The following is a 24,378-nucleotide window of genomic DNA, read 5'->3' as shown; positions in this document are numbered from 1 at the left end:
TCGTGGTCGGCGTCAACCGCTTCCAGCTCGACGCCGAGGAGCCCTACGAACCGCTCCGCGTCGACCCCGCCATCGAGGCCCAGCAGGCCGAACGCCTGGCGAAACTCCGCGCGGAGCGCGACCAGCAGGCGGTCGACTCGGCGCTGGCGGCCCTGAAGAAGGCCGCCGAGGGCGAGGACAACGTCCTCTACCCGATGAAGGAGGCGCTGAAGGCACGGGCGACGGTGGGCGAGGTGTGCAACGCGCTGCGGGAGGTTTGGGGAACATATGTGCCGAGCGATGCCTTCTGACCTGGGGCATTAGCCCGTATGAGTGATCATGCGTGGAATGCGTTCGTCGCCGGTTACGCTCATTGCAGAGTGGGCCCCTAAGGAGGACGCCATGGCCGTACTGCAGAACGAACTGCAGCAGGAGCTGACTCTGGGCGAAGCTGCCGATTGGCTCGCCCATGCACTGCCTGGCCGTCGCGTGGAGATTCTCCTGGGGAGGCTCGTCGTGACACCACCGCCGGACGGTTCGCACGCATTGTCGTTGACCTGGCTGATTGAGGCTTTCGCAGGGGCGGGAGCCAGGAAAGTCGGGCTCAGATACGTCCAAGGCATCGGCCTTTGGCTCCCCGACTTGCCGGATGACTTCGCTGTCCCGGACTTCTCAGTCGTGGACGAGGACTTCCGCGACGCCCTCGTGCGGAAGAATTGCTACGCCCCCAACGTCTTCCGCCTGGTCGTGGAAATTACGTCGTCCTCCAACTGGTCTGATGACCTGAACGCGAAGGTTGAGTGTTACGCCCGGGCGAGTATTCCTGCGTACCTCATCGTCGACCGCAAACACGACGAGGTCCTCCTCTACATCGACCCGGTCGACGGCAAATACCCCGACCCTCAGCGCTTCAAGCGGGGCCAGTCCGTCCCCGTCCCCGAGTCCGTCGGCCTGACCCTCGACCTCTCCGTCGACACCCTCCTCGACGGCGACGACTGACCGAAACCCCGTGGAGGGAGTGCCGTACCCCCGTGCGACACTCCCCCCATGTTCGGCGTCATCGACCTCCCCACCTACCTGGCAGGCCTGGTCCTCATCGTCCTGCTGCCCGGCCCCAACTCCCTGTACGTCCTCTCCGTCGCCGCCCGCAAGGGCGTCCGCACCGGCTACGCGGCGGCGGCCGGTGTCTTCACCGGGGACGCCGTCCTGATGACGCTGGCGGCGCTCGGCGCGGCCTCGGTGCTCACCACGACGCCGCTGCTGTTCCTGGTGGTGAAGTACGCCGGTGCCGGATACCTGGCGTGGATGGCGTACGGCATGCTGCGCTCGGCGTGGAGCATGTGGAGGACGCGGGACGAGCCGGCGCCGGCCGAGGCGGCCGACGCGGTGCCGACCGCCGGGGAGCGCCCCTACCGCCGCGCCCTGGTGGTGTCGCTGCTCAACCCGAAGGCGATCCTCTTCCTGATCTCCTTCTTCGTGCAGTTCGTCGACCCCGGCTACGCCTACCCCGCGCTCTCCTTCGTCGTCCTCGGCGCCCTGCTCCAGACGGCCAGCTTCCTGTACCTGTCGCTGCTGATCTTCGGCGGCACCCGCCTGGCCGACGCGTTCCGCCGCAGGCGGCGCCTGGCGGCCGGCGCCACCTCGGCGGCCGGCGCCCTCTTCCTCGGCTTCGCGGCGAAGCTGTCCCTGGCGAGCGCGTAGCGGTCAGCGCCCGCCGAACCGGGCCAGGTACTCCGGGAGCCCGGCCGGTGTGTCCCCGGCCCAGCCCACATAGCCGTCCGGGCGGACGAGGAACAGTCCCGTCCCGTAGGTCCTGTGCGCCGGGCCGTGCACCAGTCGTACGTCGGCGGACGGCGCAGGGGCGGACGTGCCCAGCGCCAGCAGCGTCCAGTGCGGCCCCCGGAACGCGTCGAAGAGCCGTACGCCGTCCACCGTGGCGTCCGGGGCCCGGTCGCCCGCGCGCACCGGACCGGGCGCCGTCCGCGTCTCCGCGGTGAGCGTCGACCCGGGGTAGCCGAGGTCCAGTTGCCGGGTGGCCCCGCCCCGCCGCGTCTCACCCCGGTGGATGCTGGTGGTCAGCCCCAGCATCTGCTCGGCGATCGGGCGCCGCTCCTCCTCGTACGTCTCCAGCAGTGACGCCTCCGCCCCGTCGCCCAGGACCGCGCCCAGCTTCCAGCCCAGGTTGTAGGCGTCCTGGACGCTGGTGTTGAGGCCCTGGCCGCCGGCCGGGGAGTGCACGTGCGCCGCGTCGCCCGCGAGGAAGACCCGGCCCACCCGGAACCGGTCGGCGAGCGCGGCCCGCGGGCGGAAGTCCGAGGCCCAGCGGACCTCCGTGACGTCCTCGGCGGCGAGGTGCGAGCGGGCGGCGACGACCTGCCGTACGCCGTCGAGGGAGAGGTCCACCTCCGTGCCCTCCGCGAACCGGGCGATCAGCTGGAAGTCCTCCGTCCCGGCCAGCGGGCAGATCGACAGGAGATCCTCGGCTCCCTCGCCCTGCGGGAAGAAGTGCCAGTTGTCCCGGTCCAGGCCGGTGATCCGCACGTCCGCCACCAGCGTGGGGAACGGGTCCACCTCCTCCCCGGTCATGCCGACGCCGACCGCCCGGCGCACCACGGAACGGCCGCCGTCCGCCGCGACGAGATACCGGGCGCGCACCGGCTCACCGGAGGCGAAGTGCGCGGTCACCCCGTCCTCGTCCTGGGTCACGCCGGTGACCTCGCGGCCGAAGGCCACCTTGCCGCCGAGCTCCTCGAGGCGCCCCAGCAGGATCCGCTGGGTGCGCCACTGCGGGACCATCCAGGGCCTGTTGTACGGCGAGTCCTCGCTCACCTCGGTCGAGGAGTCGAACATGTGGCGCTCGTCGGTCCGCTCCCCGTTCCGCCAGATCATCCCGACCGGGTAGCCGCCACCCACCGCGTGGATCGCGTCCAGCACGCCCAGGTCGTCGAAGACCTCCATGGTGCGCGGCTGGAACCCCTTGCCGCGCGAGCCGGGGAACAGCTCGTCCGCCCGCTCCACCACCAGCGCGGGGATCCCGCGCCGGGCCAGGTCGATGCCGAGGGCGAGGCCGGTCGGTCCGGCGCCCACGACCAGCACATCGGTGTCGCTCATGACCACTCTCCTTAACGTTGTTAAGTGGCGTGCCTCCAGAGCGTGTCCCTAACGGTGTTAAATTGTCAAGCGTGAGTTCGGAACGACGCACCCCCCTGGACCGCCGACGGGTCGCCGACACGGCGCTGAAACTGCTGAACGAGGTCGGCCTGGACGGCCTGACGCTGCGCGCGATCGCCAGGGAACTGGACGTCAAGGCGCCCGCCCTCTACTGGCACTTCAAGGACAAGCAGGCACTGCTCGACGAGATGGCGACGGAGATGTACCGCCGGATGGTCGCCCAGAGCTCGTTCGCCCCGGACGACACCTGGCAGGAGCGGCTGCTCAAGGCCAACCGGGGCCTGCGCGCGATGCTGCTCGCCTACCGCGACGGCGCGAAGGTGTTCAGCGGCTCACGCTTCACGGGGATCGAGCACGCCGAGCAGCTGGAGGGCATCCTGCGCCTGCTCACGGCCGCCGGATTCACCCTCGCGGGGGCGACCCGCGCGCTCACGACGACGCAGCTCTACACCCTCGGGTTCGTCACCGAGGAACAGGGCGTCCAGCCGCTGCCCGGCGAACGCCGGGAGGGCTTCGACGTGGCGGAACGCGCCCGCGTGATGGCCGCCTACCCCCTCGCGGCCCAGGCGGGCAGGGAGATCTTCGAGAACTACGACCAGCACTTCGAGGAGGGCCTCGCCCTGGTGATCGCCGGGATCGAGGCCCTCCGTGAGGCGCGCTGAGGTCAGGAGGCGCGCAGGAACGCCGAGAGTGCCGCCTTGCCGAGGTAGGTGAAGCGAGTGGTGCCCGTGAGGTGCTTGTCCAGCGCCTCCTTGATGCCGGGCCACTTGGGGTCGCCGAAGTCGTCCAGGACGACGATCGCGCCCGGGGCGGCGATCTCCTCCGCCCATTCGAGGTCCTTCGCGACGCCCTCGGCCGAGTGGTCGCCGTCGACGACGATCACGCCGTAGGACCGGTCCGAGACGGCCGCGCGGGTGTCGGGGTCCTCGGAGAAGCCCTTCTGGATCCGGGCGGCCACGCCCGCCGGACCGGCCAGGGCGAGGTTGGTGCGCACGGCGTGCTCGTCGACCGGGGTGCCGGAGGGGTCGGAGCGCTGCGGAGTGCCGGGCTGGAGCTGCACACCGGCGAACGGGTCGACGATCGTCACGCTCGGGCTGCGGCCGTCGCGCTCCATCATCCGGATCAGCCCGGTGGAGAACATGCCGTAGAGGGTGCCGATCTCCAGGATCTCGTCGTTCGGCGGGTCGAGCAGCGGGATGGTGCCGAGCTTGCCGCAGATGTTCATGGTGCCGCCCGCGATCCGGCCGGTCCCCAGGGATTCCAGCGCGACCAGCAGCCGGTACGCGGTGGCGACGTTGCGGACGGCGGCGTCCCGGTCCCCGGCCAGCTCCGCCACCTCGGAGTGCAGCCGGTTCAGCGGGCCGGGGCTCACGATCCGGGACAGCCCGCGGCCGGACGAGCCGAGCAGCAGGTCGAGGGTGAGCTGCTGGCGCTTCACCGCCTCGGCCGCGTCCCGGAGCGCCTCTCTGTCCGCCGCGTCGGCGGCGGCCGCCGCGCGCAGGCGCCGGTCGATGCGCTGGTCGATGAGTTCGGCGACCGGGCGCAGCAGACGCCGGGAAGCTGAACTGGTCAGTAGGGCACGGCTGTTCATGAACCGGAGACCTCAATCCGTCGGGAGCAGGGTGAGAGTGGTGCGGTTCGCGGTGGGGAACAGGCTAAGCACGGGGCCGCTGTGGGCAGGGGGTACGGAGTCGAGCGGCGCGCAAACAAGTGGTGAACTCCGCATGGAGCACACGGGTGCGCGCGCCGACCGGGTCAACCGAACAGTCGCCGCAGGTTCAGCTTCCCCCACAGCAGGCTGGTGGCGAACGACAGCGCCATGACCGTGGCGACCAGACCGACCAGCAGCAGCCCCGCCACCGGCCCGCTCAGATCCGGCGACACCAGCGGGCGGACGATCTCCTCGACGAACAGCACGTGCACCATGTACGCGCCGAGTGCGGCGTCGGCCAGCCTCTTCAGCAGCGGCTGCCACTTCTCGGGCACCCGGATCCTGCTGATCAGAAGCAGGACGCAGATGCTCATGGCGGCGACGAACAGGTGCGCGTTGGGCATCACGTAGTGGATCTGGGTGTTGTACCAGAGGGCGCCCGCCATGGTGAGCGGCAGCACCGCGTACAGCGGCCACCGCTTGCGCACGACCCCGGCGGGGAGGGCGAACAGCAGCGCGCCGCCGACCGCGTACACCAGCGAGTAGGTGCCGAAACCCCAGGCCACCGGCGCCATCTCACGATCCGTGAGCTCGGTGATCGTGGTCAGCACGCTGGGCAGGACCGCCATGCCGAGCAGCGCCGCGCCCAGCCCGTAGGGCCGCTTCCCCGCCTTGATCAGCATCGCGAAGGCGAGCAGCATGATGATCGGGATGTAGGTGTACATGAACCACAGGTGGTACGCGGGCTGTACGGAGCCGAAGAGGGAGTGCTCCGCCAGCTCGGCCATGGGACGGTCGTTGCGGTTCCGCAGCCATGCCCAGACCAGGTAGACCGCCGTCCAGGCGAAGAGCGGGACGGTGTTGCGGACGACGCGCTGCCACATGCGGGCGCTGTCGCGCGGGGGCGCGCCGACCAGTACGGCCCAGCCGGCTATGGCGAAGTACAGCGGGACGGCGAAGGGGTTGATCGCCTCGGCGATGTGGCCCGCCCAGTACGCACCCGCGCCGTTGTCCGGGTCGTTGCCGGTGGAGAGGATGAACTGGGCGCCCACGTGGCCCAGCATGATGGTGGCGGAACAGACGAGCCGCATCAGATCGATGTCGAAGCGGTGTTCGCGCGCGGGGGCGGCGGTCTGTTCCTGAGCGGGGCTGCCCTGTTGCTGCGGCAGGCGTACGGCGATGTCGTTCGGCACCGCGCAACTCTCGGACGATGTGGTGTACGGGAGTTGAAGGGCGGGTGGCAATGTCGTGACCGGTGCGTCTCGGTTGGTCTCCCGGGGCGGTTGTGACCCGGCGCCCGCAGGGTGCCTCCCGGGGCGGTTGTGGCCCGGCGCCCGCGGAGTGCCTCCCGGGCCCTCGAGGCACCGGGGAGGCACGACTGCCCGCGGTCACCTGGGGGAGACGCGTCACTTCTTGCGCGTGCCCCGGCGTACCGCCCGGCCCACCACGCGCTTCGCGCGGCCCGCCTGGACCCTTGCCCGGGCGCGGGGGCTGCTGCCGGGGAGGCGCAGTTCGGCCAGGCGCGGTGCGGGGAAGTAGTAGGCGGGGGTGTCCCCCAGGTGGGTGCGCAGCCAGTCCGCGGTCGCGTCGCGCAGGGCCGGGTACGTCTTGGGCTGCATGCAGAAACCGATCGCCCGGACCAGCGGCGACAACGTCTCCGGAGCGGCGCCAACGACCGTCGGGGTCTCCTCGCGCTCCAGGTCGGGCACCAGGTGGTCGACCACGGCCAGCGGGACGCGGTTGCTGTTCGGGTAGGGCTTCAGACGCTGCATCACCAGCGCGGTCCCGACCCGGGCGACGGGCACGTCGTAGTAGGCGGAGGCGGTCACCATCGCCGTCGAGAAGCAGCCGACGACGAGCTCGGGACGGCAGCGGTCGTACAGCGTCTCGGCCAGCAGCGGGGCGTCCAGCACGGTGAGCCGCACCCCCGCGTCCGCCGCCGCCTTGCTCAGCGCCGCCGAGTAGCCGGCGGGAGCCGTCGGATGCGGCTTGAAGACGATGGACCGGTGCCCGGCCCGCACGGCCCCGGTGAGCATGCGGACGTGCAGGTCCTCCTCCTCCTGCGCGCTCAGGATGTTGATCGCCGCCAGGTACTGGCCGAGCAGGACGGCCGTCGGCGCCTCGTCGAGGACGGGCGCCAGCCTCGGGTCGTCCGCCGCCTCCACGGAGATCTCGTCGAGCACGCCCCGGAACGCCTCGTCCGGGACGATCTCGGGCTTCACGCCGTACTCGGACAGCAGCAGCGGCTTCAGACCGGGGATCAGGTCGAGGTGCAGCAGCCGCCGGATGCGGCGCGCGATCGTCAGCGGCAGCTTCTCCCGGGTCGGGCCGTAGCTCATCAGCCCGTCGGCGTACACGTCGACGGCGGCCTCGGAGAAGATCGCCGCCAGCGCGCGGGCCGGGTTGACCTGGATCGACTCGACGGCGAGCTCGATCATGTCCCGCTCGTCGATGTCCCACTGCAGACGGAACGCCCGCTGCCACAGCGTCGTGTCGTTGCCGCGCGGACCCCAGGTGCTCGGGTGGTACGGGCTGATCGCCTCGTTCCAGCTGATGACCGAGTCGAACCGGCCGGCTATCGGCCCGTAGCCGTGCATCTCGTCCAGGCGCAGCGCCGTCTCCGGCAGGGCGGCGTTGTTGGAGACCAGCAGGATGCGCCGGGCCCCGCCGCGCGGTCCGTAGCGGCCCGCGTCCAGCGCCGCGGCGAGGGTGGCCGCTCCGTAGAGGGTCGAGACCTGGAAGATCTGGGTCGTGTGGGGCATGGATCAGGCAGCCTTCCGCCCGTCGCGCAGGCGGCTGAGCAACCTGCTCCGTGTGCTGTCGATGGTCTTGAGTGTCTCCTCCAGCGCCTGCTCGGGCATCCGCTGGAGCGCGGCCCGCGTCTCGCGCCGCAGCCGCTGCGCCGCCGCGGGCTCGTACTCGTTCGCCTTGCCGATGTGGAAGGCGATCATGGCGCAGTAGGTGCGTACGGCCTTGAGGAGGAACCGGTCGGCCTCCCGGTCCTGCTGCACGTCCCGCATCAGCGCGTCGTACGCGGGGATGAAGTCCAGCTGGCGGTCGTCCTTGATCTGGGTGAGCGAGGTCGCCACGCCCCGCCGGTAGAACACCCCGTGCAGCCCCAGGGACGCGTACGTACGGGCCTTCAGGTGCAGCCGCCAGATCCACAACCGGTCCTCGGCCGTGCGGAGTTCGGTCGCGAAGCGCATGCCGCCGTCGGCGAAGAGGTGCCGGCGGTAGATCCCCGCCCAGACGAAGGGATAGTCGACCATCGTCTCCATGTCGGCCGGCGCGATCCCGTCACGCGGGTCCATCACCGCGTTGCGGACCTGCGCCGGGGGCCGCCGGATCACCCGCTCGGTGCCGGTGGCCTGGACGTGGTCGGTACGGGCGAAGTCGCAGCCCAGCTCCTCCATGGCCCGCACCATTCCGGCGAGATGGCGCGGCCCGTACCAGTCGTCGCCGTCGAGGAACGTGACGAACTCGCCCTCGGCCGCGTCGATGCCGCTGTTGCGCGCCTGCGCGATGCCCCTGTTCGTCTCGTGCCGGATCACCCGGGCGCCCGGGAGCTTCTCCGCCCACCGGTCGATCACCCAGGGCGTGGCGTCCGTGGAGCAGTCGTCGACGAGCAGGAACTCGAAGTCCGGGTGCGCGTTGGCGGCGAGACTGCGCAGGGTGCTCTCGGCGAAGGCCTCCACATTGTGCATCGGGACGACGACGGACAGTTTCGGCACGTGGTTCTCTCTTTCGGAAGCTCGAAGCGGCGGTGGTGCGAGGGCTCATGCCGGGCCGAAGGTCTCCCGGAGCCCGTCGAGGTTCGACCGGGTGGTCTCCCACAGGAGCTTCTGCGCGCCGTGCACGTCCGCCACCGCGGCGGCGTGGTCGTCGAGGAGCGCCGCCGCCCGTTCCACGAGCCGGGAGCCGAGTTCCCGGTCGTGCACGGACAGCCCCCACTCCTCGCGCCCGATGTCGGACAGGAAGTAGGCGAGCTTCGGGTGGGAGACGAGGCTGAGGATCGGGGTGCCGCAACCGAACGGGATCATTCCCGCGTGCCCGCGCATCCCGATCACCAGCCGCGACCGACGGTACAGCTCGCGGATCCCGTCGTTCGTCATGTCGTACAGCTGCTCCACGGGCAGCGCGATGCCGTGCTCCCGGCGCAGGTCGTGCACGAACTTCTCGTCGGCGGGCATGTGGGCCGCGTACCGTACGTCGGCCCTGTCCCGCAGGCTCTTCAGCGCGCCGGCCAGCTGGCCGAGGAAATGGCCGTAGTCGTGGCCGAAGCGCAGCCCCGCGCGGTCGTACGCGCAGTTGACCAGGACGGTGTCGTCCCGCTCCACCGGGTCCAGCCAACCGGGGACGAGGTACCGGGCCACCGTGGTCGGACAGGGCTGGTAGCGCACCCGGTCGCGCAGCTCCGCGGGGAGCAGTTCGCGGACCCGGTCGATCGAGCCGTGGTTGCGCAGCCCGAAGAACGCCGACCGCTCGACGAGGACCCGCAGGCTCTCGGCGAACCGGCCGCGGCGGTAGAGCTGCCCGTCGAACACGTTGTAGCCGACCGCGAACACCGCCAGCGGCGCGGTCAGCCGGGCCAGCACGTCGTCCGGGACGTTCCACTGCCAGTGGCTGTTGCCGTTGGGGGAGGTGTCCGGCAGGAAGAGTCCGCCGCCGCCCACGACCACCCCGCGCCGCGCGTTCAGTTCCTCCAGCGCCGCCTCGTCGACCAGCCGGTGCACCGGCTGCTGGTACCAGCGGCGCGGGCCGGTGTCGGTGTCGAAGCACATGCGCACGGCCTCGGGCAGGACCTTGTCGCCCGCGTTCTCCTGGCCCTCGGCGAACAGCGCCACGTGCGCCAGCTGCTCCGCCGCGGGCAGCGGCTCCGTCTCCGGGGCCTTCTCGCGGGTACGGACGTACCAGCTGTGACACCCGGCGTCGGTGGGGTCGGCCTCCAGCCCGTCGCGGGCGTAGGCGTGCGCGTCCGCCTCCCGTCCGCACAGCCACGCCAGACGGGCGAGCTGGGCGAAGGCGCGCGGAGCGACGTCGGGCGAGGCCGCCGCCAGGAGCAGGTGCGCCTCGGCCTCGTCGTAACGGGACAGCGCCATCAGGCAGACGCCGAGCGTCTCCTGGCAACGCGGCGCGTCCAGCCGGTCGCCGACGACCGGGGCGAGGACGTCGACGGCCTCGTCGTAGCGGCCCTGCCTGCGGTACACGTCGGCGACCGTACGGGCGAGGCCGAGCGAGGGGCGGGCCCGGAGCAGGGGCGGCGCGAGGTGCGCCAGGAGGTCGGGGTGCTTCTCGCTGGGCAGGGCGCAGTAGGCGGCCCGGAACTCCTCGTCGCCCATCTCGAAGCGGCGCCGGGCCTCGGTGGCCGGACCGTACCCGGGCTCGTCGAACGGGCCGGTGAAGTGCAGGACGGCGACCTGCGGGGGCACCGGAGCGTCGTCGTACAGCCGGCGGGTGAGGAAGTCGTACCGCGCGTCGAGCGGAGCCAGGACCCCCTCGGGCACCGGATCCGGGCCGGCCGCCGCCGTGCCGTCCACATCGGCGCGCTGCACGACCAGCAGCCCGTCCGGCAGGACCGTACGCCGCTCCCGCCCCTCCTCGTCGCAGAGCAGCTGCGGTACGGCGCCGACCCCGTGCCGCATCCGCAGCAGTTCGCCGATGTCGCCCAGCACGACCATGGCCGGGGCGAACGCGACGACGGTGTCGTAGCCCTCCAGCCGGAAGACGTCACCACGGCCGTCCGCCCGGCGCGTCACCACGCGCGGGTGCAGCCGGCGCAGCACGTCGAAGGAGGAGTCCGGCAGCCCGGGGTGCAGCACCACGAAGTCCTCGCACACGCCCGGATTGGTGAGCGCCAGGCTGCGCAGCAGCGTGGGCAGGGCGGGCAGGCCGTCGGTGCCGGTGTGGACGGCGAAGGCGATCCGGCGTCTGCCGGTGACGGTGCTCCGGTCGTCCGCGGAGGAGGCGGAGGCGTGGGTCATCGCAGGGCGATCCTCATCTTGCTGTCGTCGACGTGCGTCGCGCGGTCCATGACCCACTCGGCCTCGTCCGGCCGCAGCCGGCCGGGCTTGTCGAAGCCGATGAGGTCCAGGCGGGGGCTGACGTCCAGGAAGTCCAGCAGCCGCAGGACGGTGAAGGCGGTGGTGGCCCCCGGGCCCCAGCTGTCCTCACCCAGCAGCGCCGGGTCGTTCAGCGGCCGGCGCAGGGAGGCGTCACCGATGTGCTCCTGTGCCCCGGCCACGAGCCGCTGCCGCGTGGCGCGCCGCCACGCGGCGGCCGGGTCGCCGAACACCAGCCGGATGCCGGCCGGCCGCGTCCAGGCGGGCCCGTCCCACGGGGCGTCGCCCCGCAGCGAGACGGCGTGCAGACCGGTGCGCGCGCCGGTGCCCTCCGCGTGGAGACGGAAGGAGTCGCAGCGCACCACCAGGTCGTAGCGGTCGATCTCGGCGCCCAGCGTGCTCCCGGCGACCTCGGCGGCGTTCGACACCAGGCACACCGTCCGCCCCGCGATCAGGCCGCGCAGCCCGCCGACCCCGACCGGTGTGCTCCCGCCGAGCAGCGGGTCGGACATCCCGGACCGCTCGACGAGCCGCCGGTGGGTGCCGTACAGCGCGAGCAGACGCCGTACGGCCGGGTCGCCCGTGCCGTGCTCGGCCACCCGCGCCCGTACGTGGGCGTCGAACTCCGGCGCCGCGACCGCGGTGGGCTTCCCGGACAGGCCGCGCAGCACGGTGCCGGAGCCGGGGAACAGCGCGGCGGCCTCCTCCAGGCACTCCTTCCGGCGCCGCAGCGTGTCGATCCTGCGGGAGACCTCCTCGGCCGCCTCGCCGTCCCGCAGCAGCGCGAGGTGGCGTTCGTAGCACTCCAGTGCCTCGTCGCCGCGGCCGAGCCCGTCCAGCGCCCGGCCGCGCAGCCGCCACGCGCCCCGGGACCGCTGCCGGATCCCGGTCGACGCCTCGGCGATGTCCAGGGCCAGGGCGAGTCCGTCGTCCCCACCGGTCTCCAGCGCGCGCTCGCCGACCTTGAGCAGGGCGTCGAAGGGATCGGCCGACGGGGTGTCGAGTGAGCAGGTGAGGACGCCGATCGCCTGGGTGAGGCGGGTGTCCCGGGCAGTGGGGCGGCCGTCCCGCGACGCGAGGTACTCACCGCACAGGCGCAGGCTCCGGGCGTACAGGTCCCGCCTGGCGGCCTCCTTCTGCCGTGCCGTGAACAATCCCGCCAGGGGGTTCGTCATGCTTCCACCGTCCTCCGATCGGAGGCCGAATGTGCCCCAGTACGGCGGGCCGGCGGTGGCCTCCGGGTGGACAACGGGTGAACACTCCCTCTCGAACAGTCGGCTCGGCGTCGTGGGCTCCTCAGCGCCGTACGGCCTTCCTCAGCGTCCGCGCCCGCCGCACCACCCGGCGCGCGGTGGTGCTGCGGGGCAGGAACGCCAGCCGTTTCGGAATGCCGCCGGGAAGCCCCAGCGAGGTGAGCCGCTTGCGCTTGAACCAGTGCCGGGTGCGCGGGCCGAAGTGCCGTGCGAGGTAACGCTCGGCGACCGGACGCAGGGGTGGGTGGATCTGCGGCTGCATGGTGAAGCCGAGCGTGGTGACCAGGTCGTTCAGCTCGTCGGCGGGCAGGGCGCTCTCGCCGCCGGGCTCCAGGGGCGGCAGCAGCGCGTCGGCCAGGACCGCCGGGACGCGGTTCCCGTTCTGGTAGGGCGTCAGCCGCTCCAGGGCCCGCTCGGTACCGGTGCGGGCCACCGGCAGGCCGTAGAGCGCGGACGCCGTGAACAGCGCGGTCGAGAAGCAGCCGACGACCAGCGCGGGCCGGGACCTCTCGAACAGCACCTCGGCGAGTACGGGGGTGTCGACGACGGTGAGGTCCACCCCGAGCCGCTCCGCCTCGGCGGCCAGCGCGCGGCCGTGGTGGACCGGCGCGAGGGGGTGCGGCTTGAACACGACGGCGCGGTGGCCGCGTTCGACCGCCCCCCGCATCATCCGCACATGCAGGTCGTCCTCCTCCTCGACGGAGAGGACGCCGAGCCCGGACAGACACTGGCCGACCAGCAGCGCCGCGTCGTCCGGCAGCTCGGGCAGCCCGCCGGCCGCCTCGGACAGTTCACCGACCGCCCGCCGGAAGGCGTCCGTCGGCACCACCCGCGCCGGCACGTCGAACTCGGTCAGCAGCATCGGCGCGAGGCCCGGCACCAGGTCGAGGTGGAGCAACTGCCGCACCCGCGTGCCCACGAGCGGGTCGAGCTTGGCGCGGGTGGGACCGTAGCTCATCAGCCCGTCGGCGTAGACGTGGACCGGGGCCCCGGTGAACACCTGGGCCACCGCGAGGGCGGGGGGAACCGCGACGGACTCCAGGACCAGTTCCACACGGTCGTCGCCGAGCCCCCACAACCGCCGCAGATGCCGCTCCAGGAGCGGGACGTCGGCGGAGCGCGGCGTCCAGGCCGCCGGGTGGAAGGGAGCGATGGCCTCGTTCCAGGAGAGCACGTCGTCGAAGTGGTCGCGCAGCGGCGCGAAGCCCGGCATCTCGTTCAGGGCCGGCGCGCCCTCCGGGACCGCGGCGTCGTTGCACACCAGCAGCACCCGCCGCTCCGCGTCCGCGAAGCAGCCGGACTCGATCGCGGCCGCCAGCGTGGCCAGGCCGTACAGCGACGAGGCGCAGAATATCTGGGTGGTACGGGACATCACGCGGCCCCCTTCCCCGCGCCGGTCCGGCGCCGTAGCCGCCGCAGCCGGGCGGAACGATCCATGTCCATGGCCCCCAGGACGTCTCCGAGCAGGTCCTGCGGCAGCCGGTCGAGCGCCGCCGCGCTCATCGCCCGCAGCCGCCTGGCCACGGCCGGTTCGAACTTGTCCTCCTCGGCCAGATGATGGGCCATGATCGCGCAGTACTGCCGCACCGCCTTGGGCAGCAGCCGGTCGGCGTCCCGGTCCGCCGCCGTCTCCTCGACGATCTGGTCGAAGGCGCGGATGAAGTCGAGCTGGCGGACGTCGCCGATCCGGGTGAGGGAGGAGGCGACCCCGCGCCGGTAGAACACACCCAGCAGGCCGACCACGGCGAACGACTCCGCCTCCCGGTGCAGCTTCCAGGTCCACGGCCGGTCCTCGGCCGTGTGCAGCCCTTCGGTGAAGTGCAGCAGCCCCCGCTCCAGCAGCCGCCGGTGGTAGGCGCCGGCCCAGACGGACACGTAGTCCACCGCGGTCGTCCGGTCCGCGGGCAGGATCGCGTCCCGCGGGTGCAGCACCTCGTCGCGCAGGCCGACCGGGACCCGCTGCACCGACCGGGCCCGGCCGGTCACCCGCACATGGTCGGTGCGGACGAAGTCGCAGCCCAGCCCCTCGACGGCCGCCACCAGCTCGGACAGGTACCCCGGGGCGAACCAGTCGTCGCCGTCCAGGAAGGCCAGGTACTCGCCCCGCGCCGCGTCCAGCCCGGTGTTGCGCGCGGTGGCGATCCCGGCATTCTTGTCATGGCGGATGTAGCGCACCTGGGCGACCTCCGAGAGGTCCTCGGCCGCACGCTCGAGAATCGCCGGGGTCTCGTCCTCGGAATGGTCGTCGACCAGAACGAACTCGAAATCCGGCCGGGCGTTCGCACGAAGACTCCGCACGGTGTCGGGGGCGTATTGCCGCACGTTGCAGAACGGGACGATCACGGAAAGCTTTGGCACTCGCGGAACACTAGGAGGCCCGCCCGGCCGGGCAACTTTCCGGTGGCCGTCCAGGGGATGAACTCCATGTGTCCGTACGGTGTATCGCGCCTACGTACCGCGCTCCCACGAGCTGGTTCGGCTCTCGGTGGGGTGTTGTTAACTTTTCGTTGATTCACGGTTGGGGCATACCTAGATTTCGCTTCCTAGCGTCTTCGGCGTGCCAGCAAGTGCAACGAAGCCCCTCAGGGTCGCGGTCCTCGCGGATTCCGACACCCGGTGGAAATGGGGCGCGCTCACCGCGAACCGCATCGCGCCGTCGGAGCCCGGAGACCCGGGAGCCGCGGCCGGTCAGGACATCCGCCTGGACGGATACCTCCTGCGGGGCCGCGCCACCCCCACCGCCCGCCAGCTCGGCGAGGTCGGCGTCCGGGCGGACTCGCTCCGCGAGGTCACCGCCGTCGAGTTCCTGCGCGCGATGCGCGAGGAGTCGTACGACATCCTCGTGCTCGCCCTGGTCGGCGGCGGCGTGCAGGCCATGCTGCACGGACTCAAGCGGGTCTGGGAGGACCGGCCGCAGCGGCCCGTCGTCGTCACCGGATACGTCGGCGTCGTCTACGAGAAGCTCGCCGACGGCCTCCTGCTGCGCCACGGCGCCGACCTGGTGCTCGCCAACTCCCGCCAGGACGCGGACCGTTTCCGCGCCGTGTACGAGGGAGTGGGCGCCGACGCCTCCTCGGTGACGGAGGTCGCGCTGCCGTTCCTCGGCGGGGCCTCCTACGAGGGCGAGCACGACCCCTACACGGTCGTCTTCGCCGCCCAGCCCTCCGTCCCGGAGAGCCGCAAGGACCGTACGTACCTGCTGAACCGGCTGGTGGAGCACGCCCGCCGGCACCCCGAGCGCGAGGTGCTGCTGAAGCTGCGCTCCAAGCCCGGCGAACACACCACGCACATCGAGGAACTGCCCTACCAGAAGCTGTCCCAGCGGCTGGACCTCCCCGCCAACTTCCGCCTGGTCTACGGGCACATGGGCGAGGTCCTCGACCGGACCGACCTGCTCGTCACCGTCAGCTCCACGGCCGCCCTGGAGTCGCTGCACCGCCGCATCCCGACCGTGGTCCTCACCGACCTCGGCATCCGGGAATCCCTCGGCAACCACCACTTCCTCGGCTCCGGCTGCCTCGCCTCCTGGGACCAGCTCGACGACGGACACCGCCCGGTGCCCGACGCGGAGTGGGTCGCCCGGCAGGGTGTCGCGTCGGACGGCTCGTACGGGACGGCCTTCGACGCGGCCCGCGCGCGCATCGCCAAGCTGCTCGACCGCCCCGGCGGACTGCCGCCCCTCACCCCGTACTACACGCCCGTCACCGCGCCCGGCTACCTGCCCGGCATCCTCGCCCGCCACCACCTCGGCCCGGACGGCACCCCACTGCCCGGCGCCCCCGCCGCCGACAAGGAGCCCGGACCGGTCCGGCAGATCGTGCGCCGGGCGGCGCGCGGCGCCTACCGGCACGGCGTGCAGCGCGTGGCCCCGGTGATCCGCCGGATGGGGGAGCTGTGACCGGCCCGACCCCTGCTCAAGGAGCTGATCCCATGTCCCACCCGCCGACGGTGCGCCGTGTGCTCGCCGTGATCCCCGCGCGCGGCGGCTCCAAGGGCGTTCCCGCGAAGAACCTCGCCCCCGTCGGCGGTGTCCCGCTGGTGGCGCGCGCCGTGCGCGAGTGCCGGGCCGCGCGGTACGTCACGGACGTCGTCGTCTCCACCGACGACCAGGCCATAGCGGCCGCCGCCCGGCAGGCCGGCGCCGAGGTCGTGCTGCGGCCCGCCGCCATCGCCGGCGACACCGCCACCTCCGAGGCCGCCGTCCTGCACGCGATGGACACCCACGAGGCCCTCCACGGCGCCCCCGTGGACGTCGTCCTGCTCGTGCAGTGCACCAGCCCCTTCCTGCTCCGCGAGGACGTCGACGGAGTGGCCGGCGCGGTCGTCGACCAGGGCGCCGACACCGCGGTGACCGTCGCCCCCTTCCACGGCTTCATCTGGCGGGACGCGGCGGACGAGACCCCCGGCGCCCCGGCCGCCGTCGCGGGAGCGGACCCGTCCGCCGCCGGAGGCCACGGCGTCAACCACGACAAGTCCTTCCGCCCCCGCCGCCAGGACCGCCCCCAGGACCTCCTGGAGACCGGTGCCGCCTACGCCATGGACGCGGCCGGCTTCCGCGAGCACAAGCACCGGTTCTTCGGCCGCACCGAACTCGTGCGCACCGACCCGGCCCGCGTCCTGGAGATCGACGACCCGCACGACCTCGCCCGGGCCCGCGCCCTCGCCCCGCTCTTCGACGGGGACCGGCCCGGCGCCCTCCCGACCGCCGACGACATCGACGCGGTCGTCCTCGACTTCGACGGCACCCAGACCGACGACAGGGTGCTGATCGACTCCGACGGACGGGAATTCGTCTCCGTGCACCGCGGGGACGGACTCGGCATCGCGGCCCTGCGCCGCAGCGGCCTGAAGCTGCTGATCCTGTCCACGGAGCAGAACCCGGTCGTCGCCGCCCGCGCACGCAAGCTCAAGCTCCCCGTGCTGCACGGCATCGACCGCAAGGACCTCGCGCTCAAGCAGTGGTGCGAGGAACAGGGCATCGCGCCCGAGCGCGTGCTCTACGTCGGCAACGACGTCAATGACCTCCCGTGCTTCGCCCTCGTCGGCTGGCCCGTGGCGGTCGCGAGCGCCCACGACGTCGTACGCGGCGCCGCACGCGCGGTCACCACCCTCCCCGGCGGTGACGGCGCGATCCGAGAGATCGCCGGCTGGATCCTCGGTCCCTCTCTCGATTCCCTCCCCAAGTAAGGAAACCCCGGACATGAGCACCAACTCCCGCATCCGCACCCTCGGTTCCCGCGAGGCCGGCCCCGGCCGCCCCGTGTACGTCACCGGTGAGATCGGCATCAACCACAACGGTGACCTCGAGAACGCCTTCAAGCTGATCGACGCCGCCGCCGAGGCCGGCTGCGACGCGGTCAAGTTCCAGAAGCGCACCCCCGAGATCTGCACCCCGCGCGACCAGTGGGACATCGAGCGCGACACCCCCTGGGGCCGGATGACGTACATCGACTACCGCCACCGCGTGGAGTTCGGCGAGGACGAGTACCGCCAGATCGACGAGTACTGCAAGGAGAAGGGGATCGACTGGTTCGCCTCCCCGTGGGACACCGAGGCCGTCGCCTTCCTGGAGAAGTTCGACGTCCCCGCCCACAAGGTGGCCTCCGCCTCCCTCACCGACGACGAGCTGCTGCGCGCCCTGCGCGCCACCGGCCGCACGATCATCCTCTCCACCGGCATGTCCACCCCGAAGCAGATCCGCCACGCGGTCGAGGTCCTGGGCAGCGACAACATCCTGCTCTGCCACGCCACCTCCACCTACCCGGCGAAGGCCGAGGAGCTGAACCTGCGGGTCATCAACACCCTCCAGCAGGAGTACCCGAACGTCCCGATCGGCTACTCCGGCCACGAGACCGGCCTGCAGACCACCCTCGCCGCCGTCGCCCTCGGCGCCGTCTTCGTCGAGCGCCACATCACCCTCGACCGCGCCATGTGGGGCTCCGACCAGGCCGCCTCCGTCGAGCCGCAGGGCCTGCAGCGCCTGGTCCGCGACATCCGCACCATCGAGGCCTCCCTCGGTGACGGCGTCAAGAAGGTCTACGACTCCGAGCTCGGCCCGATGAAGAAGCTGCGCCGCGTCAGCGGCGTGGTCGCCGAGGCGGAGATCGCGGCGGCCGCGGGCGAACCGCTGTCGGTCTGAGCGGACCGCACCCCCCACCCCTACGACGACGGGAATGGTCGTACGTCGATGAGCCCCCGCGCCGGCCGGCCCGGCCCCCACACTCTCGCCTTCGTCGAGAGCCCGGTACAACTGCTCAACGTGCTGGAGTGGGCGCACACGCGTGCGCCCGGCGTGGGGCTCACCCTCGTGGTGCTGTCCCCGGTCGACCCCATGACCCGGGGCCAGCTGCGCCGCATGGCGGAGCTGGCCCGCGAGGAAGGCCACGAGGTCCGCTGGGAGGAGGCGCGGGGAGGAGCCGGCGCACCGTTCCAGACGGTCGGCGGTCTGACCGCCCCGCTCCGCCGGGCCACCCGCGTCGTCCTGGGCGACCCCTTCTCCCGCTACGTCCAGCTGCTGCTGACGATCACCCGCGCCCGTGAGGTCGTCGTCGTCGACGACGGCACCGCGACCATGGAGTTCGTCGGCCAGCTGGCCCGGGGCGAACGCCTGGTGCGCTGGCACCGCAAGGGCGGCCGCCCGGGCCCCCGCGAACTCGTCCTCGCCCCCGTGTCCGCCGCCGCCCGGCGCCGGCTCACCCCCGGGGGGAAGCGCACGGTGGAGGTCTTCACCTCCATGCCCATGGAGGACGTCCCGCCCGGGGTCACCGTCAGCTCCCACACCTTCGCCTGGACCCGGGACCGCTTCGGCCCGCCCAGCGTCACCCGGGGCGCCGACCTGGTCGGCACCTCCCTGGTGGAGACCGGCGTGGTGGACACCGACGCCTACCTGGAGGCCGTGAGCGCCCTGGTCGCCACGCACGGCGCCAAGCGCTACTTCGCCCACCGCCGCGAGAGCACGGAGAAACTCCACCGGCTCGCCGTCGGGACCGGACTGGAGATCGTCCGCCCGGAGCTGCCGCTGGAGCTCATCGCCCGCCGCGGCCCCATCGGCCGTACGATCGTCAGCTTCCCCTCCACGGTCGTCCACACCCTGCCCCTCGCCCTCGCCGGCACCGGCGTCCGCGTCGCGGTGTGCGACATAGACCCCGCCTGGCTGACCAAGAACGCCTCCCCCCGCGCCCAGGGCTTCCTGGCCAACGTCACGGACACGGCCAAGTCCGCCCACCACCTGCGGACGGCACCGGCGGTGTGAGTCGCCGCTGCCGGAAGGGAGCGGGTGTTCGGATGCGCGCTCATGTCGGCGAAACCCGATGTCACCAGGTGAGAGCGCTCGTATGCTGGCCGTGGAGCCGGTTCTCGCCCTGCTGGAGGTCCCGATGAGCACGCCCGCATCCGAAGGCCTCGGCCACCCACAGCCGAGGCCGCGCGTGTCGGTCGAGGAGCTGCTGGCCGCGAAGAACACCCAGCCGATCCGTTCCCTGGACGACCTCGCCGCCGACACTTTCGAGTCGGACGAGGAGCTGGAAGAGTTCCTCGTCTTCACCTACGCCGAGCGTCGGCGCGACGCCGCCTGAGCCCGCCGCATGCAACCCGTCATCCTCGACACCGACGTCGCCTCCCTGCTGCACAAGCGCAAGCTGACCGGGCCACTGGCGACCCGCCTGATCGGCCGCAAACCGCTGATCACATTCGTGACCTACGGTGAGCTCACGAAGTGGATGGAGATCCGTCACTGGGGCACCCGGAGCCGCCAGGAGCTTGCCGACTGGCTCGCCGACATCCCTGTCCTTCCGGGCGACGAAGCCGTCGCCACCACCTGGGGGCGACTGTCCGCCGCCGGGATACAGCGTGGTCGGCCCCGTCCCACCAACGACATGTGGATCGCCGCCAGCGCTCTCACCTACGACCTGCCGCTGGCCACTCTCAACCTCAAGGACTACGAGGACTTCCGCCTTCACCACGGCCTTCGCGTTCTCGGTGCCGAATAGCAGCCGTCGCCCGCCGGCATCCGCCGAATGAACCCGTCCGCGTGCCTTGGGCCGAGCGTGGTAACCGTGAGGAGTGGACGGGTGCCGGAACCGTGGCCGGGACTGTGATCGACCTCATGGACCGGCAGGCCATCGGCCTATACCCTCGCAAAAGGCGGTGAGTGTACCCACCTCAATACACAACTATGCGTAGGGCAGCCGGATTTTCTCCCCCCAACGGATTGAATTTTTTTGATCAGGGGTCAGTGGACGGCTCCGGCGCCCTACTCTTCAAAGGGTGAAACCACTGATGTCACTGGAGTCCGAGATCGATCTCCCCGGAGGAGCGGTGCTCCCCGGCGCGCTGCCCGAGGCCCTGCGCGCCGAACTCGTGGCCTTCCGGCGCGACCTGCACATGCACCCGGAGCTCGGTCACCAGGAGTTCCGCACCACCGCGGCGATCAAGGAACGCCTCGAGCAGGCCGGTCTGCAGCCGCGCGTCCTCTCCGGCGGCACCGGCCTGATCTGTGACATCGGAACCGACGGCGAGGCCGGCACGGACTCGGCGATGCTCGCCCTGCGCGCCGACATCGACGGCCTGCCCATCCCCGACATGAAGGCCTCCTGCCCCTACCGCTCCACCGTGCCCGACCGGGCCCACGCCTGCGGCCACGACGTGCACACCACCGTCGTGCTCGGCGCCGGCCTGGTCCTCGCCGAACTGCACCGCCAGGGGCTGCTGCCGCGCCCCGTGCGGCTGATCTTCCAGCCCGCCGAGGAGGTGCTGCCCGGCGGAGCGGCCGAGGTCGTCGAGGACGGCGGACTCGACGGCATCGGCCGGATCCTCGCCGTGCACTGCGACCCCCGCGTCGACGCCGGGAAGATCGGCCTGCGCGAGGGGCCCATCACCTCCGCCTGCGACCGGCTGGAGATCGCCCTCGACGGCCCCGGCGGCCACACCGCCCGCCCGCATCTGACCACCGACCTGGTCACCGCCGCCGCGCGGGTCGTCACCGACGTGCCCGCCCTGGTCGGCCGGCGCGTCGACAGCCGCAGCGGACTCGCCGTGACCTGGGGCCGGGTCGAGTCGGGCCACGCGCCCAACGTCATCCCGCAGCACGCCGAGCTGTCCGGCACCGTGCGCTGCCTGGACCTGGAGACCTGGCGGCAGGCCCCCGACATCGTGGTCGCCGCCATCGACGAGGTGGCCAACCTGCACCGCGCCAAGTCGGAGATCACCTACGTGCGCGGCGTCCCGCCGGTCGTCAACGAGGCCGGCGCCACCGAGCTGCTGCGCGACGCCATGATCGCGCGGCGCGGAGCGGAGTCCGTCGAGGGCACCGAGCAGAGCCTCGGCGGCGAGGACTTCTCCTGGTACCTGGAGCGCGTCCCCGGCGCCATGGCCCGCCTCGGCGTCCGCCCCCCGGGCGAGCGCACCGTGCGCGATCTGCACCAGGGCGACTTCGACGTCGACGAGCACGCCATCACCGTCGGCGTGGAACTCTTCACCGGCGCCGCCCTCCTGGACGCCTTGCGGTAGTTCATCAGCACAAGCCGGCTCCGTCCCCGACCGCACGCTCCGCTTGCGGTCCGTACGGGAGAGGGGCAGCGTGGGCGCATGGCCTATCGCAGGCGTGCCGCACCGATCGTGCCTGTCGGTTTTTCCAGCCACCCGGCTCTTGCACGGCCGTGTCGTCGTGGTCGGCAAGGCGCCTCACACTGCAGACGACATGTTGCGGAATGCGTTCGTATGTGCGATGGGGTCACATGGGTGGGTGGATGTGTACAGAGTCCGCCTGTGTGTGCGATGCCGTTGCTTACGTGGGGAGCATGAAGGTGGTGGTGCAGGTGAAGCTGTTGCCGTCGCAGCAGCAGGCGGCGGCGCTGGAGGCAACGCTACGCGCCTGTAACCGAGCCGCTGGCCATGCCTCCCGGGTGGCGTATGAGTCGGGAACGCGGGACCGGAACGGGTTGCAGAAGCTGGTGTACGCGGAGATCAAGACCATGTTCGGGTTGTCCGCGCAGCCTGCGGTGCGGGTGGTGAAGAAGGTCGTGGACGCATACAGCGGGCTCGCGGCGAGTATGAAGGCGGGACGGCTGGGCCGGCCATCATCGAAGCGGTATCGCAGGGCGGTGGGTTCGCCGATCGGCTTCCGGCCGGATGCGGCGCAGCCGTTCGATGACCGGTGCTTGTCGTGGCAGACGGACGCGCGCACGGTGTCGGTCTGGACGGTTGAAGGGCGGATGCGTGGCCTGCGTTTTACCGGCTCGCCGGACCAGCTGAAGATGCTGGCAGAGCACCGCAAGGGCGAGTCGGATTTGGTCCGGCGGGCCGGGAAGTGGTTTCTGATCGCCACCTGCGAGATCCCGGACGTCGAGGTGTACGAGCCGGCCGACTTCATCGGCGTGGACCGCGGCATCGTCAACCTCGCCACCACCAGCGATGGCATCAACTACCAGGGGCGTCGCCTGGAGCGCTACCGGCGTTGGCAGGCCCGCAAACGCGCCGAACTGCAAGCGAAGGGGACCCGTTCGGCCACTCGTCGGCTGGCCCGCCGTACACAGAGGGAGCATCGTCATGCCACGCAGGTGAACCACCGGATTTCCAAGGAGATCGTGTCTATCGCGCAACGCACCGGTCGCGGGATCGCCGTCGAGGAGCTCGGCGGGATTCGTGAGCGGGTACGGCTTCGTCGCGACCAGCGGGGCGCGCTTTCCTCGTGGCCGTTCCACCAGCTCGGACAGCACCTTGCCTATAAGGCCAGGCGGGCCGGGGTGCCGTTCGTCGAGGTGGATCCGGCCTACACCTCGCAGCGCTGTCCGCGCTGCGGGCACACCGAGAAGGCCAACCGGCCCACCCGGGACCATTTCCGCTGTTGTCGGTGCGGCCTCGCTGGGCCCGCCGACCACGTCGCCGGGGTCAACGTGCGCAACCGCGCGCGCTCGGCGTGGGTGTTCGTCACCGCACCCGTCCCCGCGCCGACGTAAGCCGGGGCATGGGGAGATGCGACCCGTGACCGTCCTGCCGTAGGGGACAGTCGGGAGCGCGACAAGGTGTGAATGACCGAGTGCACAAACTCGGCCGTCCACGACCGAGAAGGTGACAGGGACGTAACCGGCCATCGGCACGAATGGATAACGGCCCCGCTCGATCCCGTTCCCAGGAGTGTCTACGCGCGTTAATGTGCGCCGAACCGAGCACCCGCTGCGGGGCTTTGGAGAATGGGGAACTTCAGATGCGTCGGATATCCAAACTGACCCGCGTCGCGGTGGGGGTCGCCTCGCTCGCACTCGCCGCCACCGCCTGCGGCGGCACCAGCAGTGACAACGGCGACAGCGGCGGCGCCAAGGAAGACCTCGGCCTCGCCATCGCCTACGACATCGGGGGCAAGGGCGACCAGTCCTTCAACGACGCCGCCTTCGCCGGCCTCACCAAGGCCAAGGACGAGTTCGGTTACAAGACCGCCGACGTCGAGCCCACCGAGGGCGAGACCGACGCGGACAAGGAGCAGCGCCTGGCCTCGCTGGCCCGCCAGGGCTACAACCCGGTCATCGGCGTCGGCTTCGCCTACGGCCCCGCGATGAAGGCCGTGGCCGCGAAGTACCCGAAGACCACCTTCGGCATCGTCGACTCCGTCGTCGAGGGCGACAACGTCGCCTCCCTCGTCTTCGCCGAGGAGCAGGCCTCCTACCTCGCCGGTGTCGCCGCCGCCAAGGCCACCAAGACGAAGACGGTCGGCTTCGTGGGCGGTGTGGACATCCCGCTGATCCACAAGTTCCAGGCCGGTTACGAGCAGGGCGTCAAGGACACCGACCCCAAGGTCAAGGTGATCCCGCAGTACCTGACGCAGACCGCGGAGGAGGGCGGCTTCTCCAGCCCCGACAAGGGCAAGGCCGCCGCCGAGGGCCAGATCGAGAAGAACGCCGACGTCGTCTACCAGGCGGCCGGTCTCTCCGGTCAGGGCGTCATCGAGGCCGCCGCCAAGGCGAAGGTCTGGGCGATCGGCGTCGACTCCGACCAGTACCGGCAGGAAGCCCTCGCGGCGTACAAGGACTACATCCTCACCTCCGCCCTGAAGGACGTCGGCGGCGCGGTGTACACCCTGGCCAAGTCGGTCGAGGACGACAAGCCGCTGACCGGCACCCAGGTCTTCGACCTCAAGGTGAACGGCGTCGGCCTCTCCGAGAGCAACCCGAAGATGGCCGAGGTCGCCGGCCTGACGGACGCCGTGGCCAAGGCCAAGGAAGGCATCATCGACGGCTCCATCAAGGTGAAGACCGAGTAGCGGACCCGGCGG

22 protein-coding genes are annotated in these 24,378 nt (G+C 71.6%); 13 read left to right on the top strand and 9 right to left on the bottom strand.

All coding sequences use genetic code 11. From position 1 onward, the window contains the following. The 3 genes from KUM38_RS24760 to leuE form a co-directional block, all read left to right on the top strand. Positions 1-290: methylmalonyl-CoA mutase family protein (locus KUM38_RS24760; protein ID WP_254397689.1), on the top strand; the 290-nt coding region annotated here is incomplete at its 5' end. Positions 291-381: 91 nt separating this feature from the next. After that, entirely contained in the window at positions 382-978 is a 597-nt protein-coding gene (locus tag KUM38_RS24755; RefSeq protein WP_217131752.1) for a Uma2 family endonuclease, read from the top strand. Positions 979-1,026: 48 nt separating this feature from the next. Further along, positions 1,027-1,680 carry a leucine efflux protein LeuE gene (gene leuE, locus KUM38_RS24750; RefSeq protein WP_217131750.1) on the top strand — a complete coding sequence of 218 codons (654 nt, stop codon included), beginning with the start codon at positions 1,027-1,029 and terminating at the stop codon, positions 1,678-1,680. Between the two features lie 3 nt (positions 1,681-1,683). Here the strand turns inward: leuE and KUM38_RS24745 are convergent, their stop codons facing one another. Next, positions 1,684-3,090, bottom strand: coding sequence for an FAD-dependent oxidoreductase (locus tag KUM38_RS24745; RefSeq protein WP_217131748.1), 1,407 nt, complete (start codon positions 3,088-3,090; stop codon positions 1,684-1,686). 71 nt (positions 3,091-3,161) lie between these two features. Between KUM38_RS24745 and KUM38_RS24740 the strand changes: the two genes are divergently transcribed. After that, a complete protein-coding gene (locus tag KUM38_RS24740) occupies positions 3,162-3,812 on the top strand; it encodes a TetR/AcrR family transcriptional regulator C-terminal domain-containing protein (protein WP_217131746.1) in 651 nt (216 codons plus the stop codon). Between the two features lie 2 nt (positions 3,813-3,814). Here the strand turns inward: KUM38_RS24740 and KUM38_RS24735 are convergent, their stop codons facing one another. The 8 genes from KUM38_RS24735 to KUM38_RS24700 all read right to left on the bottom strand — a co-directional run bounded on the left by KUM38_RS24735 (position 3,815) and on the right by KUM38_RS24700 (position 14,471). Next, positions 3,815-4,741, bottom strand: a complete 927-nt coding sequence (locus KUM38_RS24735) for a class I SAM-dependent methyltransferase (protein ID WP_217131741.1) — start codon at positions 4,739-4,741, stop codon at positions 3,815-3,817. 164 nt (positions 4,742-4,905) lie between these two features. After that, the gene (locus KUM38_RS24730) at positions 4,906-5,994 is read right to left on the bottom strand and encodes an acyltransferase (RefSeq protein WP_217131739.1); all 1,089 of its coding nucleotides are present in this window, start codon (positions 5,992-5,994) and stop codon (positions 4,906-4,908) included. Positions 5,995-6,207: 213 nt separating this feature from the next. Further along, entirely contained in the window at positions 6,208-7,563 is a 1,356-nt protein-coding gene (locus tag KUM38_RS24725) for an alpha-2,8-polysialyltransferase family protein (RefSeq protein ID WP_217131736.1), read from the bottom strand. A 3-nt stretch (positions 7,564-7,566) separates the two neighbouring features. Then, entirely contained in the window at positions 7,567-8,532 is a 966-nt protein-coding gene (locus KUM38_RS24720) for a glycosyltransferase family 2 protein (RefSeq protein ID WP_217131734.1), read from the bottom strand. Positions 8,533-8,577: 45 nt separating this feature from the next. Then, positions 8,578-10,782: a polysaccharide pyruvyl transferase family protein gene (locus KUM38_RS24715; RefSeq protein WP_217131732.1), complete on the bottom strand. Its 2,205-nt coding sequence runs from the start codon at positions 10,780-10,782 to the stop codon at positions 8,578-8,580. After that, positions 10,779-12,035 (bottom strand): tetratricopeptide repeat protein, encoded by a 1,257-nt coding sequence (locus KUM38_RS24710; protein ID WP_217131723.1) that lies wholly within the window; start codon positions 12,033-12,035, stop codon positions 10,779-10,781. The genes KUM38_RS24715 and KUM38_RS24710 overlap by 4 nt, the downstream gene beginning before the upstream one ends. 121 nt (positions 12,036-12,156) lie before the next feature. Then, positions 12,157-13,485, bottom strand: coding sequence for an alpha-2,8-polysialyltransferase family protein (locus KUM38_RS24705; protein WP_217131721.1), 1,329 nt, complete (start codon positions 13,483-13,485; stop codon positions 12,157-12,159). Further along, a complete protein-coding gene (locus KUM38_RS24700) occupies positions 13,485-14,471 on the bottom strand; it encodes a glycosyltransferase family 2 protein (RefSeq protein WP_217131719.1) in 987 nt (328 codons plus the stop codon). Before KUM38_RS24700 ends, KUM38_RS24705 begins: the two co-directional genes overlap by 1 nt. Before the next feature lie 199 nt (positions 14,472-14,670). Between KUM38_RS24700 and KUM38_RS24695 the strand changes: the two genes are divergently transcribed. The 9 genes from KUM38_RS24695 to KUM38_RS24655 all read left to right on the top strand — a co-directional run bounded on the left by KUM38_RS24695 (position 14,671) and on the right by KUM38_RS24655 (position 24,366). Continuing rightward, positions 14,671-16,011, top strand: coding sequence for a DUF6716 putative glycosyltransferase (locus tag KUM38_RS24695; protein ID WP_217131718.1), 1,341 nt, complete (start codon positions 14,671-14,673; stop codon positions 16,009-16,011). 32 nt (positions 16,012-16,043) lie between these two features. Next, positions 16,044-17,300: an N-acylneuraminate cytidylyltransferase gene (locus tag KUM38_RS24690; protein ID WP_217131715.1), complete on the top strand. Its 1,257-nt coding sequence runs from the start codon at positions 16,044-16,046 to the stop codon at positions 17,298-17,300. A gap of 13 nt (positions 17,301-17,313) precedes the next feature. Continuing rightward, positions 17,314-18,252 (top strand): N-acetylneuraminate synthase family protein, encoded by a 939-nt coding sequence (locus KUM38_RS24685; RefSeq protein ID WP_217131712.1) that lies wholly within the window; start codon positions 17,314-17,316, stop codon positions 18,250-18,252. A gap of 48 nt (positions 18,253-18,300) precedes the next feature. Next, a complete protein-coding gene (locus tag KUM38_RS24680) occupies positions 18,301-19,365 on the top strand; it encodes a hypothetical protein (protein WP_217131710.1) in 1,065 nt (354 codons plus the stop codon). 82 nt (positions 19,366-19,447) lie between these two features. Beyond that, positions 19,448-19,687 (top strand): hypothetical protein, encoded by a 240-nt coding sequence (locus KUM38_RS24675; protein ID WP_254397686.1) that lies wholly within the window; start codon positions 19,448-19,450, stop codon positions 19,685-19,687. A 9-nt stretch (positions 19,688-19,696) separates the two neighbouring features. Beyond that, complete coding sequence (locus tag KUM38_RS24670; protein ID WP_217131708.1) at positions 19,697-20,101, top strand: type II toxin-antitoxin system VapC family toxin; 405 nt, start codon at positions 19,697-19,699, stop codon at positions 20,099-20,101. 289 nt (positions 20,102-20,390) lie between these two features. Further along, the gene (locus KUM38_RS24665; protein ID WP_217131706.1) at positions 20,391-21,620 is read left to right on the top strand and encodes a M20 family metallopeptidase; all 1,230 of its coding nucleotides are present in this window, start codon (positions 20,391-20,393) and stop codon (positions 21,618-21,620) included. A 290-nt stretch (positions 21,621-21,910) separates the two neighbouring features. Then, entirely contained in the window at positions 21,911-23,068 is a 1,158-nt protein-coding gene (locus KUM38_RS24660) for an RNA-guided endonuclease TnpB family protein (protein ID WP_217131704.1), read from the top strand. Positions 23,069-23,316: 248 nt separating this feature from the next. Further along, a complete protein-coding gene (locus tag KUM38_RS24655) occupies positions 23,317-24,366 on the top strand; it encodes a BMP family protein (RefSeq protein WP_217131702.1) in 1,050 nt (349 codons plus the stop codon). Positions 24,367-24,378: the final 12 nt, after the last annotated feature.

It is taken from the genome of Streptomyces sp. AC558_RSS880 (genome assembly GCF_019049255.1).
Lineage (GTDB): Bacteria > Actinomycetota > Actinomycetes > Streptomycetales > Streptomycetaceae > Streptomyces.
The sequence above is the reverse complement of the archived record's forward strand: the minus strand, read 5'-3'. Positions and strand labels throughout refer to the sequence as shown.